This window comes from Methylolobus aquaticus (assembly GCF_054172105.1).
Genome location: NZ_JBSYXP010000005.1, coordinates 264282 through 279350 on the forward strand (window position 1 = coordinate 264282; position 15069 = coordinate 279350).

A 15069-nucleotide genomic window follows, 5' to 3' on the forward strand; every position below is an offset into this window, starting at 1 on the left:
GCAGGCTCAACGACGCAAACGGACGAGCGGTGGGTGCCGGGGCGACACCTGGCTTGCGCCAGTCGCGTGCACTCCGCGGCGGATGGCCATGGGAAAGGCATCAGAATCGCGACGGCAGGCGCCGTTCGATGTGGATGCACCGGTTCTCGATGCGGATATAGCCGCCGTCCGTCAGCTCCTTGAACACCCGGCTGATCATCTCCCGCGAACAGGCGACCCGCTCGGCGATTTGCTGCTGCGTCAGCGGCTGCTCGATGACCTTCTTGCCATCGCGCTCGACCGCCATTTCGAGCAACAGGCGCGCGACGCGCCCGTAGACATCCATCAGGGCCAGACTCCGAATCTCCTCCGTGGTCCAGCGTAAGCGCCCGATCAGGCGCACCACCAGGTCGAAGGCGGCATCGGGATCGTCTGCCAGGAACGCCTTGAAGGACTGTTGCGAGACGTACGAGAGCGTGCAGGGCTCGAGCGTCGCGACGGACGCACTGCGCACGCCCTTGTCCAGCGCCAGCTCACCGACATAATCGCCGGGACCGTATTCCGCGAACACGACTTCACGCCCGCTGTCATCGCTGAGATACACCTTGACCCGACCCGAAATGATCACATACAGCGAATCGGAGGGGTCACCCTGGGTGATGATGACGGCGCCCTTGGGGTATCTGACGACGTGTCCGCAGTCCGCCAGCAGCTTGGCGATCTGTTCTGCGGTTCTGGTTTCGGCCATAGCGCTCGCATTTCCCTTTTCAGACGTCGCGCAGATCGGACGGACTTGCGACCGCGCGGCAATGCGACGCGCTGCCATCAATCCTGAAGACACCCCGTTCAGCACTGATTTCGTTAAGAGAATGCTCGGGGACCGACACGCTGTCAACCCGGCCGGTAAAGGAAAAGACGGCCTCGCCATAAGCGCCCGTCGATCGGGCGGCCTGCAAGGTCCATGGGACTCCCGACCGTCGGCGTGCAGGGCGTCACGTCGAAAACGTGAAAAGTCACACAATCGATGCGCAGCACCTCACTGCATCGGGAATCAGCTGCAGGCAATCTATCCCCAAGCCCGACGAGGTGGAGCAAGTCCTCCCCCGGGGCGCGAACAGAAAGACATCATCTAGATTGGAGATCGAAAGCATGAACAGCAACCACCGTATCGTTCTTGGTGCCGCATTCGCTATCGTCACCCTGACCCATCTGACGTCAGCCTCGGCCATGGGCCGATCCACCGTTCAGACGGCAGGGGATCGCGCGGTACCCGTCGAGTTCAGCGCGGCATCCGCCGACGCGGCGGTACAGTTCCAGGTCGAAGCGTTGCGCAAGGAACTGGCGGAGCTTCGGGCCCAGCTCGCGACGATTCAGCAGCTTGCTTCGAACGACTGATTCGACTGCCGATTCACTGAAGACTGCTTACCCACACGACAAAACGAATAGGAACACACCATGAAACACGCGAACACCACCTTGTCTTGCCTCGTCGTGATGATCGGCGGCACGGTCCTGGCCCTGTCCAACATTGCCGAAGCGAAAGGGTATTCCCCGGTGACCACAACCAGCACCACGGAACGCCAGGAAATCGAACGCCGGTTGACCCAGGTGGAAGAGCACCAGCAGCAAATGGAGCAGGCGCTCCAGGCCGAACTGCGTCGGCTGCAGGCCGAGTTGAGGGCGGCGAAGGTGGAGCAGCTCGCGAAAAGCACGGCGGCGACCAACGAGTGATAGGCCCCCGAATCCGTCGTTGCCCCGTGTGAGGCTCGTCCCCGCGGGGCGGCGGGACGCCCGGATGCGACCCGCCCCTTGGCTGATCCGGCGGTAGCGCCGGGATTCCCGCAAGTTTCTTGCTTCGACCCGATCGCGCGAGCGTTCGGGCGACCAGCGAACCGGTAGAGGCGGAATGGAAACGGCCGGACTACCGTGAATATTACCGATCGCGCAGGGTTAAAACACACAGCGCCCGCCCCGCGGCTCCGGCACGCTATAGTCACCCCTGGCGGAGAGCATCTGGCTCTCCGCCCAGGCGACGCCACCGTGTTTCAGGAGCGAGTCGCATGAACCCTTTTCACAGACGCATCATCCTCGCAGCCGCGCTCGGCGTGGTCGCGATTCTTTCGCACGGCACGGCCGGGTTCGCCATCCCGAGCCCGGCGGCGAGCATGGCCAGACCGGGCTCGACGCCAGAACCGACGAAAGCCATCCCGTAGACCCTTTTCAAGGTCGCCATCCGCGGCCCGCTGATTGACCTCCGTCGCGGTGGCGCTCACCCGACAAACAGTGAAGGCCGGTGCCAACAGCATGGGACCCATGAACTCCCGGCCGCTGGGCCCGCGTGTTCAGCCAGCCGGCCTGCCCTGGAGGGCGATTCTGCGGCCGCGCATTCCATCGGCTCCACTGCCCGCCTATCATGCTGGGCGGCCCACAGGGTTCTCTTCGGATCGAGACAGTCACGAGGTGACGACATGACCCAAGCTGCGGTCCTCTTTGGTGCCGGCGCCACGAAGGCGCTCGGCGGGCCCCTGACCGACGAGATACTCCCGCATGTTCTGGGGGTTGGGGCTTGCGTCTACTGTGGTAAAGCCCGCGAGGAGTTTCCGCAGGACCGGACGGAAGATCACCTCGAAGTCGACAAATTCCTGCGGCTGGCCTTCAACGTTCCCGATGTCGCCAGCGAACGCCGCATCGACGACTACCCGCACCTGCCGCTGCTGATGACGCTGATCGACCAGAGCATCGCGAAGAACGAACCCTTGATTCCGGGTTACGGCCGGGGACGATTGCAGCGCGTGCGCTTGTCGATGCTGACGGTGATCTACGACTCGCTGATCTACCAGGAAAAGCGTAAAAACGCCGAGATGGTCAGGAAGGTCCTGCACAAGGACAATCCCTACCGCAAGACGCTGAGTTACATCGCAAGCGACTTGTCGAAAGAGCACGGCGGTCGGCCGCGCTCCGCCTACGACTACCTCACGACCGGCGATCTCAAGCTCATCACGACCAATTACGACACCTACATCGAAAACACGCTGTTCGCGTTGCAGCATGCGCAGGGCGACGCAAGCCTGCGACCGGTCGATTACGGATGCCAACCCGAACATCTGGTACCAACGGCCTACACCGATTTCGACCTGGCCGAAAGCCGGCATTTCGGCAGTCTGTACAAGCTGCACGGTTCGATCGCCTGGGGGTACTGCTCGTCGTGTCGCGCGCTCTACGACGGGATGACCGATCTCGCCACGATGGTCATCCAGAGCCTGACCGGGGCGCCGGAATCCCAGGACGCGGACCCGTCTCAAGCCCGAGAGTTTCGCCACACGGGCAATAACCGGGGCGGCTTTTCGTGTCGCCGTTGCGGGTGCGACGTCGGCTTCTTCATGGTTGCGCCGTCGATCCACAAGGAATATGAGAACGTCCATATCTCCCGGGTTTGGGATGAAGCCGAAACCGCGCTACGGGAAGCTGAGGACTGGTACATAGTAGGCTACAGTCTGCCGGCCGACGACTTCGAGATCGCCCGGCTCCTGATGCGCGGCCTGCGTATGGGCTTGCAGAAAAATGGCGAGAACGGGCGAAATGGCAAGCGGATCACCGTGATCCAGAAAAAGGCCAGTCCCGACACGCGCTCCCGCTACGAGCGCCTGTTCGGACAGAAGATCAGTTATCACAACTCCGGGTATCCGCCGCGGGCGCGCGCCGACAAGAAGCCTTCCTGAGCACGGGAGCCTTCCGTCGCGGTCATTGGCCGCATCCGGGTTTGGGGGTAAAGTCGGCGCTCGGCGCTGCCGGGCCACTCGATCCCACCGGCCACGCACGGCACGTTCGCGCCGCGACATCTCACGGAGAGGAAAATGCTCAAGACCGCACTGACCGCAATGCTGCTGTCGCTTTTCCCCACCGCCCAAGCCTGGGCTGCAGACCCCTTGCAAGCCTTCCCGCCAGCGGCAAAAGGCTTCGTTCGCCACGTCCTGCAACTAGCGCCGCAGGACGACGAATCGGCCTACCAGGTCGAACTGCAGGTCGGAAAGACGGTCCCGCTGGACGAGCGGAACAGCTACTTCTTCGGGGGAAAGATCACCGAGGAAACCATCAAGGGCTGGGGCTATACCCGTTACGTCCTCGGCAAACTTGGGCCCATGGCCGGCACACGGATCGCCATGGACCCGAACGCCCCCAAGGTTCCGCGCTTCGTCAAGCTGGGCGGCGAACCCTATCTGATCCGCTACAACAGCCGCCTGCCGGTGGTGGTCTACACCCCGGCCGATGTCGAAGTGCGTTATCGGATCTGGAGCGCCGGAACTGAGCTCAAAACCCTGGAGCCCGGTTGAGACGCCGACCGCAACGACGCGCGCTGAGGTCGATTCCGGCCCATCAGGATGCCGCGGCCGCTTCGCGCTGCCGGGCCCGCTCCAGCGCCGGACGTGACAGCGTGCGTTCCAGGTAGCGCATCACGCGGGGAGAATCAGGCAGAACCTGCCCCTTGCGCGCCCAGTTCAGCGTGAGGGCCGCCAGGATATCCGCGGCGGTGAAACCATCGCCCAGCAGATACCTCCTGTCGCCCAGCCCCTGTTCGAACACCCTGAGCGCCACATCGAATTCCTTCAGGGCCGTGGGCTCGATTTGCGGCACCCGCCAGTCCACAGGCAATGCGAAGCGGTGCTTCGCGATGGTCCAAAGCGGTTGTTCCAACTCGCCGATCACGAAGAAGCACCACTGGTGGTACGTCGCCCGCTCGGCCGTGCCGGGTGGCGGCGTCAGACCGGATTCGGGGAAGCGGTCCCCAATGTATGTACAGATCGCGGCCGATTCGGTCAACGTCAACCCATCGTCCACCAAGGCCGGCACCTTGCCGCCCGGATTGATGGCCCGAAAATCCGGAGATCGGCCTTCGCCCTTCAGCAAATCGACCGCGACATAGGCATACTCGGCGCTAGCCTCTTCCAGGGCCCAGGCGGCGCGGGCAGAGCGGGTCTGGGGACAACCGTACAGTGTCATCATTGGGGTATCTCCGACAGTTTGCTTGGAGAGCGTTCGAGCCGGCGGCTTGTCAATGCTCTTCAGATGGGACAAGCCCTTCCGGCGCGACTTCCACCAGCACCTCGTTGCGCCGCAAGAACCAAAGCGTGAACGGTGAGTTGTATCTGGCAAACACCGGTAGTCCCACCGGCTCCAATCCTGCCGCCCTGACCGCTTGCAACAGCGCCGTTTCGTGCTCGCGATAGCGCGCCTCCGACCAGGTTCCGGAAAAAGTGCGAGCCGCCATCACCCGCGCGTCGATCCGTCGCAGCCTGACGCGGGAGTCAGTCGGACGCGGCAAGGTCTCCAGCGTATAGCCGGAGGGCATCGTGAAGGTGAACGTGTAGGAGCCCGGCGCATCGACCCGCGGACGTATCGGTTCACGCCTCCCCCTCGCGGGAGCGGGCGGGGAAGCCGAGACACGCCGTGAATCCGTCCCTGGAGGCTCGACTGCGGGTTCCCGCCCGCAGACGGTCTCGCCCTCCCGGCCTGCTCCCACTTCCCCGCAAAGGGGGGTTGAATGGTTACCTCGCGGACTCTGGCTGACCGGCGCGGTCATGGCAATCCTCTCCCCCGAACCGGCCGCCGGCGTCTGACTCACCGGGGCCGTCATCGCGATCTTCGCGCTGGTCTCGTTGTTGCCGAAGATGTAGCCGGCAAGAATCCGGAAAGCCTCGTTACCGACCGCCTCGAAATCGCCGCTTACCTCAGTTTCAGCGACGGTGTACGGCGCATAGCGCCGCAATTCGAAGTTTTCGTCGCGCTGCAGCACGTCATACTGCGGTTGCTCGGTGGCCACGGCGGGGACTCCAGACAGGGTGACTAAAACGGTAAGGATCAGTATCGGCCGCCCAGCGCAGCGCGGCCATGGGGCCAACCGAGTCAACGGGACAATCCCACGACGGTGCCCGGCCATTCACGCACTCGCAGGGCTACCGGCGACCGTTCACGCCCCCTCGAGGGAGCGGTCGCGGAGGCCGAGACACGCCGTGAATCCGTCCCTGGAGGCTCGGCTGCGGGTTCCCGCCCGCAGACGGTCTCGCCCTCCCGGCCCGCTCCCACTACCCAACAAGGCAGCAGGGTGAATGGTTACTACCGGCAGCCGGCTCTCGGGCTACTCGCACGACCAGCGGCCAGACGATGTCGCGCCTGACTTCGGACCCGCCCCAGGCCGCCGACAGGTCGCCACGAATCAGGTCCAGAGGATCGGTCCCGACCGCGGCGTGGTAGGTTGCCGCCGCCGACCAGGTGCCGAGATAGCCGAGCAGCTTTTCGAGCGGCCACGCCACGCGCATCGCGAAGGCCGGTGCACCCAATTCGGGGAAGGGCAGGCACACGGAAGCATAGCCCTCATCGACCAAAGCCCGTTCGACCGGCCAGTAAGGACCGACAATCTCGCAGTAGTAACGCCGAACCAGGGCGTCGACAGCCAGATCCCCACCGACCTGCAGCGGCCCGTAGCTCCACACGGCCAGCACACCGCCGGGTTTCAGAACACGGGCACACTCGGCGAAGAAGCGATCGATCGCGAACCAATGCAGGGCCTGCGCCACCGTGATCAGATCGGCTGACTCGGCGGCGAGCCCCGAGGACTCCGCCGCAGCGACCCGGTATTCGATGCCCGGAGTGGGCGGCGCACGTCCGATCTGTGCCGCCGAGGCATCGGTGGCGATCACGCGCTCGAAATGGACGGCGAGGTCGCGCGCCGCCTGCCCGCTGCCCGTCGCGCAGTCCCACGCCAATCGACGGTCCGGGGCGATGCTTGCCAGCCAGGCGGAGAGCGCCGGTGGATAGGTGGGACGGCAGTCGGCATAACCGGCCGACACCGGCGCGAAGCGATCGACGAAACCTTCGGTCAATGAACCTCCCATTGATATCGGCCTTCAGCCACCGGACCGCCGCAGGCCGGCGCCCGCTTACCGAACTGAACCGATCCTGCGCAGGGCCCGTACCCGCAGAAATATACAAGTATCCTGGCCTGGGTGCCTCAAGGCCATCGCTCACTGGCGACAGCGACCAACGTCCACCCAGCCCATCGCTCCACTCCCTCCGCAATCTTCCCGCCTGCCCACGTTTTATCTCCAGTATCGATTGTCTCCGGATAATCCCGCCGGAAGCCACGCACCATTCCCTGCTGTTCGCTGCGGGATACGACCGATATCACCCGTATCTCTGGGTGATATCGCTCACCATTCCCTAAATCCGATCGACCTATTCCTTGGCAAGCGATCGCCGTCGAGGTGCGGAAACCCGCATCTGTTCGACGCCGCGCGCCCAGAATCATTTGACACAGACTAATGGCATGCCCTTTGCTTATGCCATTCGGCCCGATCGTGATACACCGTATCTGAGAGACGTCGACTCACTATTTGGTTCATTCAAGCTGCCACCGGCATAAGTTTCTGGCTCCGATCCCGGGCGGCGTTCAAACAGCATGAAGGCGTACCGATCGGTCCATCAAGTCCATTCCCCACCTATTTCAACTCCCATGAATATCTTATTCAGAACCCTGTTTCTCTTAATGTTCCTGGCTTTCTCCGGCGCGGCGAGTGCCAACTTGACGCTGACCGAGTTGTTGAGCAAAAGACCCAATCCGAACGTCAATGTGAACGGCATCGGGATCTACGTCTACGATGGCATGAATCCCACCGATGCCTTGGGTCCGTTTCAGGTTTTCCGGACCTCCGGTCTGAATGCGTTTCTCGTGGGCAAGCACAAGGGTGAAATCGTTGCCAATAACGGCCTGAAAATCGTCGTCGACAAGTCCATCGACGAAGTCAACCGTCTCGATATTCTGGTCGTCCCGGGCGGCGCGGGCGAAACGGCGATGGAAACGATGGATCCGGCGACCCTCGCCTGGATCAAGATGATCGACGCGAACACCATTTACACGACCAGTGTCTGCACCGGGGCGTGGATTCTCGGAGCGGCCGGCCTGCTCGAGGGAAAAAAGGCCACGACCAACTGGTATCGTGCCGACGAAATCCTGACGAAGTACGGCGCCCAGTTTCAACAGAAGCGGTATGTGATCGATGGCAAATACATCACATCCGCGGGCGTCACGGCCGGCTTCGACATGGCGCTGAAAATCGTCCTGAAGCTGTTCGGCAAGGCCTACACTCAGGCGGTCATGTTGGACCTGGAATACGATCCGGCGCCGCCGATCGAGGGCGGTTCGGTCTTGAACACCCGGCCGGACGTTTTTGCAGCCATGCGTGAAATGTACGACTACTTCCTGCTGGGTTTCATCAACAGCATCCCGTAGGCTGGCGGGAAAGCGGTCACCGCTTTGGTAAAGGGGCGGGGCGGCGTTGCCCGCAGGGGCACGCCGCTGACGTCCCGTCCGTCACATGGCTGAAAGCAGCAGTGGGTCAGCGCAGGAGACCAAGCAGAGGAGGCAAGCAGTGTCCCGACGGGTGTGCCCATGTCGAAGGCCTTGCCAGCAGCCAACCCGACTCATGCTGCGGGATCGTGAGGCCCTGACCCTTCTGCGTCAGGGCCGCTTATCTCCAGGGAACCTTGATCACGAAGCAAGCCCCCCGATCGCCCGGGCCGCTCTCTGCCCAAATCTGCCCGCCGTGCGCGCAGACCACCAAGCGACAGAAGTTCAGCCCCAACCCATAGCCGCGACGGTTACCCTGTTCGTCGGCATCGCCCCGGATGAACCGGCCGAAAATTCGCTCGCGCTGTTCGAGAGGAACGCCCGGTCCGGTATCCGTGACGGCCAACCGGAGATCGTCCAGTTCGACGCGAGCGGTAATGGTGATGTGCCCTCCGCCGGGTGTGAAACGGACCGCATTGTCGAGGATGTTGGTGATTACGCGTTCGAACAGACCCCGATCCAGTTGCGGGTGCGGAAGCCCCTCCGGGAAATCCAGTGTCACGGCCAGCTGCGCCGCATCGAGCATGGGTTGAAGCCGGTCGAGCACCGTGCGCACGACCGCGGAAAGATCCGTCGGGACCAGCCTGAATTGCAGAGCCTTGGCCTCGATCTGCGAGATTTCCACGATCGCATCCACCAACTGCGCGAGATGCTCGCAATTGGCCTCGATTTTTCGCAAGGAGGCAAGTTGCTCCTCCGATACAGCGCCCGAAACTCCCTCTGCCAACAGAGTCGTCGACAGGGAAATCGCGTGCACCGGATTGCGCAGATCATGCAGCAACATCTCCAGCGTCTGTCGCCACAGTCTTTTTTGTGAGCGCAGCTCGTCGCAGTCGGCAATGAGTTGGCTCACTTCCTCCGTCAATCCGTGAGCCTTGTCCCACGTGCTGCCCAGAACCTCGTCCGTGACCCGCAGTCGATGGCTGAGTCGGCCCAACAATTCGATGTTGGCGTGACCCCGCCGAAAGAGGAGTTGCAGAAACTCGTCCCGGTCGAGCCGCTGCAGTTCCGTCGGTTCCAGTGCAATGGCGGTGGCGGATCGCGGCAATCGTTCCAGCACGGCCATTTCGCCGATGAGCTCGCCGGCACCGCGATGCGCCAGAACGACCGGCGCCTCAACGTCACCTTTGATGATGGCGACATTTCCTTTCTTGAGCAGGTAAACCGAATCCCCCGGTTGACCTTCCCCGCAGACGATTTCCCCCGGATCGCAACGGATGTGCGTCAGGGAGGCGAGTCCGGGCAGGTCAAAGAGATCTTCTGACCGAAGTGCCGCCGAGTCCCGTTCGCCGCGGCACTCGGGAGGCTTGAGGGGCGGAAGTTCGCGAAGTCGGAGGAGCCGATCGGGTGTTATCTGTGGCACGGGCTGTTCCTGAATTCGTCCGGCTCTCTTTTGTTTAATGCGGACCGTAAGAGGTTATGTGAATCTCCCTGGGGCTCGGCACGCTCCCCCCAGTAGCGAGGCCTTGCCCGGCGTTCATTAGCACAGTCTGCTGAGTTCTGCGTTCGTTGGCAATATGCGATCTTTCTTAAGAGAACACCCCAACATGTTCTAAAGCAATGCCCACGATGATAGTGCGGGTAAACCAGCAGAACACTGCCATGTACCTCCTTTTGTGTTCTCGTCGCCTGCCATCCTAAAAAGGCCAAGGGCTCCGGTCGCCACTCCTCAACGCGACATTTCCATATCGTTTTAATGGTTTTTGCCGAAGCGGTTGTGTAGTACAGCGAATAAGGAGGAGACGCCCATCTTCATCCCCAGCTAGGGCGGACTTTATCGCTATCTGTTTGCGAAAACTGGCGGGACATCCCAGTCTCCGTCAGGAGCCGAAAATTGGCGACACGCTTCGTCCAGGTTCGCTCTCGGGAAAAAAAGACCCTGCGGAAGAGCCGTCTCCCTGGCATTGCCATGGGTAAGCGCGTGATAACCTATCATTCCAGCCCGATTTATTCGTACGTCAAATTGGCTGGAAACCACGGCTGGCGTGCCCTCCACCGTATGCTGCAATCGGGCCGCATGAAAAGGGCGCCCGACTAGCGTTCGGCGACGCAAGCCACGCGCCGCTTTTGCGCTTGGTGGATACCCGTCTTGAGTTGGTTCCGACAGATCTCATCACCGATGCCTGAGACCGCGCTTATCTGCCTCAGTCTCGCAGCCATCTCGTTGTTGTACGGGAGCGTGGGACAAGGAGGCGCCTCTGGCTACATCGCCGTCATGGCGCTTTACGGCTTCTTGCCGGAGACGATCAAGCCCACCGCGCTGGTGCTCAACATTTTCGTGTCGACTCTGGTCGCAGTGCGCTTCTGGGTGGCCGGACAGGTCTCGTGGCAGCGTCTGTGGCCGTTTGTCGTGGCCTCGGTTCCCGCCGCGTTTGCGGGAGGTTACCTGACGTTGCCGTTCAGGTCGTTCAACCTGATCCTGGGCACACTCTTGCTGATTGCGGGCCTGCCGATGATCGGTCGTCGCGGCCCGCACGGCATCACCGCAACGCGGGCACCGCATCCGCTGCTGGCGATGTCGGCCGGCGGGACCATTGGCTTATTGTCCGGACTGACTGGCATGGGGGGCGGGGTGTTGTTGTCACCGCTGCTGCTGTATTGCCGCTGGTGTCACATTCGGGAAGCGTCCGGGTTCGCCAGCAGTTTCATTTTGCTGAATTCGCTCGTCGCTCTCATGGGCTACTGGACGACGGGCAGCGCGTTACCCGCTGACTGGTCCCTGTTGGCGCTGTCGGCGGTGTTCGGTGGCGCCATCGGTGCCGAGCTTGGGTGCCGGTATCTCTCTGAAGCGGTCATCTGCCGGTTGCTAGGCGTCGTGCTGGTGATTGCGGGCGCTCGCCTCATCGCATTCTAGAGCGCGACGCTGATCGGGCCAAACTGGGTCCAAGACGAGGTCGCCCATTAGCCAGCCGGTTCCAACAGTCGAAGCCAACAAATCTGCCATTCCAGATGCATAGCCCACAGTCCCGCTTGACATCCGCTTCGCACCCGTAGCTTCAGTGCCGTAATCTAGTGCGTAGGCGGCGGATGAATCATCCAGACCACTCGCCCATTCTGGATCAAGGCGCGGCGGTGAGTGCCCTCAACTTCTGCTCCTGGCACCAGACGCTCCAGGGTATCTTGGTGCCATGCCGTGTCGAAGACGTGTTTGCAGCTCTTGTAGCTCGATCGCGCGACCGTCCTCCCCTCAAGTGGCTCGCGGCACAAGCGAATGCTGTCCATCCAGGGCTCACCGTAAAACCGTGGTCTGTTACCGGTTCACCTGACCTGGAGTAGCCCCAACAGCGCCTTCGCCCTGCAGCAGCGCGAGCAACCGATGCCGGTCGACCTTGCCGACCGGATTCAGTGGCAGCTCCGGCAGAAAATGAATGCGCTCGGGGGTCTTGTAGGTCGCGATACGCTCGCGACTGAACTGGCGTAGCTCGTCCTCGCTGGGGCTGGGCTGATCGGCATCCAGCATGACACCGGCGACGACGATCTGACCCAAACGTGCGTCGGGAAAGCCAACGACGCCGACCCGGAGCACGGCCGGATGCTGCGCGATGACTTCCTCCACCTCCAGCGGCGAGATGTTCGAGCCACCGCGTACGATGATTTCCTTGCGCCGGCCGAGAAACCAATAAACACCGTCGGGGTCCCGCCGGGCCAGATCGCCCGTATGCAGCCACCCGTCGACGATCGCGGCGGCCGTGGCTGCGGGATTGTTCCAGTAGCCTACCGTGAGGGCAGGACTGCGGATCAGGATTTCGCCCTCGTTGCCATCGGCGACTTCCTGTCCATCCGGATCGATCAGCTTGACACTGACCTCGGGCGCGGGCCGTCCGATCGAGCCGGGCACCTTCGAACCGAAGGGCGGGTTGTTGATCGATCCCAGGCACTCGGTCATGCCCCACACTTCGCTGATTTCCAGCCCGGTGCTCTGGTGGAAAAGTTCCTGTACGCGTTGCGGCACGATGTCGCCACCGGCAACGGCGCTGCGCAGCGACCGCAAGTCGGCCGGCTGGTGTTCGAGATGGTCCACCAGATCCGCCAGCACCGCGGGCAACATCACCAGCCGGGTACACCCGTGCGCCCGTATCGCCGCCACGGTCTCGCCCGGCGTCGGCGCATCGAGCAGCACGCTGGTTCCCCCAAGCGCCAGACTGGGCAGCAACTGCGTCGACAAGGCGGCCGCGTGCGCGAACGACAGCGTGATCAACTGAATGTCGTGCGGATCGAGTTGCCAGGCCGCGGTCTGGATGCGGTTGCTGGCCGACAGCGTCCCGTGGGTGTAAACGACGCCCTTGGGCCGGCTGGTGCTGCCGGAGGTATAGAGGATCGCCGCCGGCTGTTCCGGACCAAAGGTCGCCGGCGGCGGCAGGCTCTCAGTGGGGACCAGCAGCGCATCCCAGAGCAGGGTACCGGGTGGCGGGGCGTCCGTACCGACGACATGGCAGTCCATCACACCGAGCGCGGCCAGATCGAGCGACTCGACTTCCGGCCAGCGACTGATATGAACCGCCAGACTGCTGGCCCCGGAGTCGACGAGTGCGTGCGCGACTTCGGGCCCCTTGTAGCGCGCGTTCAACGGCACCGCGACGGCGCCGAGCTTGAAGCAGGCCAGGTAGGCGAACGCCAGCTCGGCGCAATTGGGCATGAACAGGGCGACCCGATCTCCGGGCTGGACCTGCCGGCGGCGCCAACCTTCGGCGAGACAGTCCGTGGCGACATCGAGCTCGGCATAAGTCCATCGGCGAAGCCCGTCGATCAGCGCGATCGCCAAGGGCCGGCTGCGGCAAGCCTCGACCAGCAATGTGGCTAATGTCATCGCGTTCCCTCGGGGTTCTTAAGAAAAAGGGCGGGCGGGCGTTGCGCTGCAGGCATGACAGGCAGCCTGCCGGAAATCCGAAAAGCCGTGGTCTGACCCCGGATTCTTCCCTTTTCCCTCGTGTCGTATCGACCGACAGCCTGGATCAAGGCAGCGCCGGCAACTGCCGGCATGCGCCTTGATCCAGTTCGCCCGCCGCCCAGATCGCCGACGGATCCACGAGTTCCTGATGCAAGGCCTCGGACTCCGGAACCTGGACACAGCGGCAATTGGCTTCCTGCAGGGTTACATTCCTGAGCAGGTACTCGGGAACCACCGAGCGCTGCAGAACGACCGCCGTGTACAAGGCCTTTGTCGACGCTTCAGGGGTGGAACTTCCCCATATCGTGAAGCCGAGACCGCTGAACGCGTTGCCGATACTGAAATCGTCCCACAAGGCATTGCGGCGCGCTTCCGTCCTGAAAAGCTCCACCGCAAAAGTCAGGGTTTCCTTTAGGCCGCGCGCGTAAACCAAGAACCTTCGGTCCTGATAGCGCTCCGCCACGGCACAGAGTTCCTTCTCGCCTCGCGTCAGCGTGCCCGCCGCGCAATCACCTAATTCGCGCTTGATAACCGGCAGCACCTTGGGCCAGGTAGCGAGAATTGGATCGGTCCTCGTTAGGTCGCTCGGTAAGGGCCGACAAACCATCACGCCGAGATCCTGGCCTGTCCGGTAGTTGTTGCCAACGAAGTGGACCACTGCATCCACCGGGGCCGGCGGGTTCAAAAATGAGCTGGCCGTGAAAAAGGCCCGCTTCGCTCGAGGCTTGCCCAGCGTCGTAATCTTCAGGCCCGGCGGAACCCAAATGAGTCGGAGGAAATCATGGAAATCGCCGGCCCGCGACCGGCGAGTCACGGTTGCCACGCTCTTCTCAGTCGTTCCCTCGCTCGACTGGACACGACTTGCATCCTCGAACTCGCTGACGAAGCCGGCTGCCTCCCAGCCTTGGGACAGATCGTCAGCCCGTGCCGTCTGTTGCCCGCCACCCAGCGCCACCGCAGTCAACAGGGCGACAGCGCCCCGCGCCCACTGGCCGAGTAACCGCTCCTTTTCTAAGCGTTTCGATCGCATTTCCCGCCTCCTGCTTTCAAAACCCATGACTGCCTCGCCGACGATAACCAGCCGTCACATCTCATGCACCCTTACACCCACCCGCCGGTCTGCGTACTGACTGGCAGAACAGATATCGTGCCTGTGTAAAGCGGGTATCGAGTGCGACTCCTATCTGAGCAAAACGCGTGGCATTACCACGCAGCAATCAACCTTACCGTTACCCTAAACGCTACCAAGGACGCGCAGCGCCGGCAATCGCTAGCATTACGAACGGACCCACTTCATCTCGCGGAGAGCAGCCAGTAACTCGGGGCGCATGATGAACTGGAAGTGGCCTGTCTCTGGTTCCACGTTGCCTTCGACGGAATACGAAAGAGCGGTCCACCACATTGGTGAACCATCCTTCCGCTTGGGTGGGTTGTAGTTTAGGAGCCCAGCCAGGTTGCAGGCCAATGTGCCGTACTGGAGGTTTGCTGCGTTGAAGTTATCATAGCCGGCCGCTTCGGCAAGCTTCGTCGCAGTTATGGTGCCATCTGGTGAGTGACCTTGTGCACGAAGCATCGCCAAGTGGCCATCTGGCAAATTCTTGTCTCGCAGGGACAGCAGTGCCTTCTTGTACTGCTCCGTGGTTGCGATTGAGCTGTTTTCCGCCACGGTCACGCTCCATCTCTTTGGGGTGTTGTGAGGTCCAACGCCAGGTTACGCCGCACCGCCCGTAGGGCAAAGCGAAAGCGGGACATCAATAGCGACACAATACAATTAGGTAACAGACCACGGTTCTGCTGCTGA

Annotated in this window: 16 protein-coding genes and 1 pseudogene; 7 read left to right on the plus strand and 10 right to left on the minus strand. The window is 62.4% G+C overall.

Annotation, left to right across the window (positions count from 1 at the left end; genetic code table 11):
* Window positions 1-100 precede the first annotated feature (100 nt).
* Together ACW73L_RS08800 and ACW73L_RS08805 are read right to left on the minus strand one after the other, a co-directional pair.
* Window positions 101-727 carry a Crp/Fnr family transcriptional regulator gene (locus ACW73L_RS08800; protein WP_498921423.1) on the minus strand — a complete coding sequence of 209 codons (627 nt, stop codon included), beginning with the start codon at window positions 725-727 and terminating at the stop codon, window positions 101-103.
* A gap of 19 nt (window positions 728-746) precedes the next feature.
* Complete coding sequence (locus tag ACW73L_RS08805) at window positions 747-935, minus strand: hypothetical protein (RefSeq protein WP_498921425.1); 189 nt, start codon at window positions 933-935, stop codon at window positions 747-749.
* A gap of 193 nt (window positions 936-1128) precedes the next feature.
* Between ACW73L_RS08805 and ACW73L_RS08810 the strand changes: the two genes are divergently transcribed.
* The 5 genes from ACW73L_RS08810 (at window position 1129) to ACW73L_RS08830 (ending at window position 4310) form a co-directional block, all read left to right on the plus strand.
* Entirely contained in the window at window positions 1129-1374 is a 246-nt protein-coding gene (locus ACW73L_RS08810; RefSeq protein WP_498921427.1) for a hypothetical protein, read from the plus strand.
* A 60-nt stretch (window positions 1375-1434) separates the two neighbouring features.
* Window positions 1435-1710, plus strand: a complete 276-nt coding sequence (locus ACW73L_RS08815; protein ID WP_498921429.1) for a hypothetical protein — start codon at window positions 1435-1437, stop codon at window positions 1708-1710.
* 329 nt (window positions 1711-2039) lie between these two features.
* Entirely contained in the window at window positions 2040-2192 is a 153-nt protein-coding gene (locus tag ACW73L_RS08820; protein WP_498921430.1) for a hypothetical protein, read from the plus strand.
* Window positions 2193-2447: 255 nt separating this feature from the next.
* Window positions 2448-3698 (plus strand): hypothetical protein, encoded by a 1251-nt coding sequence (locus ACW73L_RS08825; RefSeq protein ID WP_498921432.1) that lies wholly within the window; start codon window positions 2448-2450, stop codon window positions 3696-3698.
* A gap of 135 nt (window positions 3699-3833) precedes the next feature.
* On the plus strand, window positions 3834-4310 hold the full coding sequence (locus ACW73L_RS08830; RefSeq protein WP_498921434.1) for an ecotin: 477 nt from the start codon (window positions 3834-3836) through the stop codon (window positions 4308-4310).
* Window positions 4311-4353: 43 nt separating this feature from the next.
* On the opposite strand, the gene ACW73L_RS08835 is transcribed toward ACW73L_RS08830, so the two are convergent.
* The 3 genes from ACW73L_RS08835 to ACW73L_RS08845 form a co-directional block, all read right to left on the minus strand.
* Window positions 4354-4980, minus strand: a complete 627-nt coding sequence (locus tag ACW73L_RS08835) for a glutathione S-transferase family protein (RefSeq protein WP_498921436.1) — start codon at window positions 4978-4980, stop codon at window positions 4354-4356.
* Between the two features lie 49 nt (window positions 4981-5029).
* A complete protein-coding gene (locus ACW73L_RS08840; RefSeq protein ID WP_498921438.1) occupies window positions 5030-5797 on the minus strand; it encodes an SOUL family heme-binding protein in 768 nt (255 codons plus the stop codon).
* A gap of 262 nt (window positions 5798-6059) precedes the next feature.
* Entirely contained in the window at window positions 6060-6857 is a 798-nt protein-coding gene (locus ACW73L_RS08845; RefSeq protein WP_498921440.1) for a class I SAM-dependent methyltransferase, read from the minus strand.
* Window positions 6858-7486: 629 nt separating this feature from the next.
* Here ACW73L_RS08845 and ACW73L_RS08850 point away from each other — a divergent pair.
* The gene (locus ACW73L_RS08850; RefSeq protein ID WP_498921442.1) at window positions 7487-8263 is read left to right on the plus strand and encodes a DJ-1/PfpI family protein; all 777 of its coding nucleotides are present in this window, start codon (window positions 7487-7489) and stop codon (window positions 8261-8263) included.
* Between the two features lie 238 nt (window positions 8264-8501).
* Here ACW73L_RS08850 and ACW73L_RS08855 read toward each other — a convergent pair whose 3' ends face one another.
* Window positions 8502-9317: a sensor histidine kinase gene (locus ACW73L_RS08855; RefSeq protein WP_498921570.1), complete on the minus strand. Its 816-nt coding sequence runs from the start codon at window positions 9315-9317 to the stop codon at window positions 8502-8504.
* An 84-nt stretch (window positions 9318-9401) separates the two neighbouring features.
* Window positions 9402-9743, minus strand: a pseudogene (locus ACW73L_RS08860) (cyclic nucleotide-binding domain-containing protein); the annotation flags it as partial.
* A gap of 756 nt (window positions 9744-10499) precedes the next feature.
* Here ACW73L_RS08860 and ACW73L_RS08865 point away from each other — a divergent pair.
* Window positions 10500-11234 (plus strand): sulfite exporter TauE/SafE family protein, encoded by a 735-nt coding sequence (locus tag ACW73L_RS08865; RefSeq protein ID WP_498921444.1) that lies wholly within the window; start codon window positions 10500-10502, stop codon window positions 11232-11234.
* Window positions 11235-11630: 396 nt separating this feature from the next.
* Here the strand turns inward: ACW73L_RS08865 and ACW73L_RS08870 are convergent, their stop codons facing one another.
* From ACW73L_RS08870 to ACW73L_RS08880, 3 genes are all read right to left on the minus strand, one after another.
* Window positions 11631-13187, minus strand: a complete 1557-nt coding sequence (locus tag ACW73L_RS08870; protein ID WP_498921446.1) for a class I adenylate-forming enzyme family protein — start codon at window positions 13185-13187, stop codon at window positions 11631-11633.
* Between the two features lie 145 nt (window positions 13188-13332).
* Complete coding sequence (locus ACW73L_RS08875; RefSeq protein ID WP_498921448.1) at window positions 13333-14298, minus strand: hypothetical protein; 966 nt, start codon at window positions 14296-14298, stop codon at window positions 13333-13335.
* Between the two features lie 246 nt (window positions 14299-14544).
* Window positions 14545-14940 (minus strand): hypothetical protein, encoded by a 396-nt coding sequence (locus tag ACW73L_RS08880; protein ID WP_498921450.1) that lies wholly within the window; start codon window positions 14938-14940, stop codon window positions 14545-14547.
* Window positions 14941-15069 lie beyond the last annotated feature (129 nt).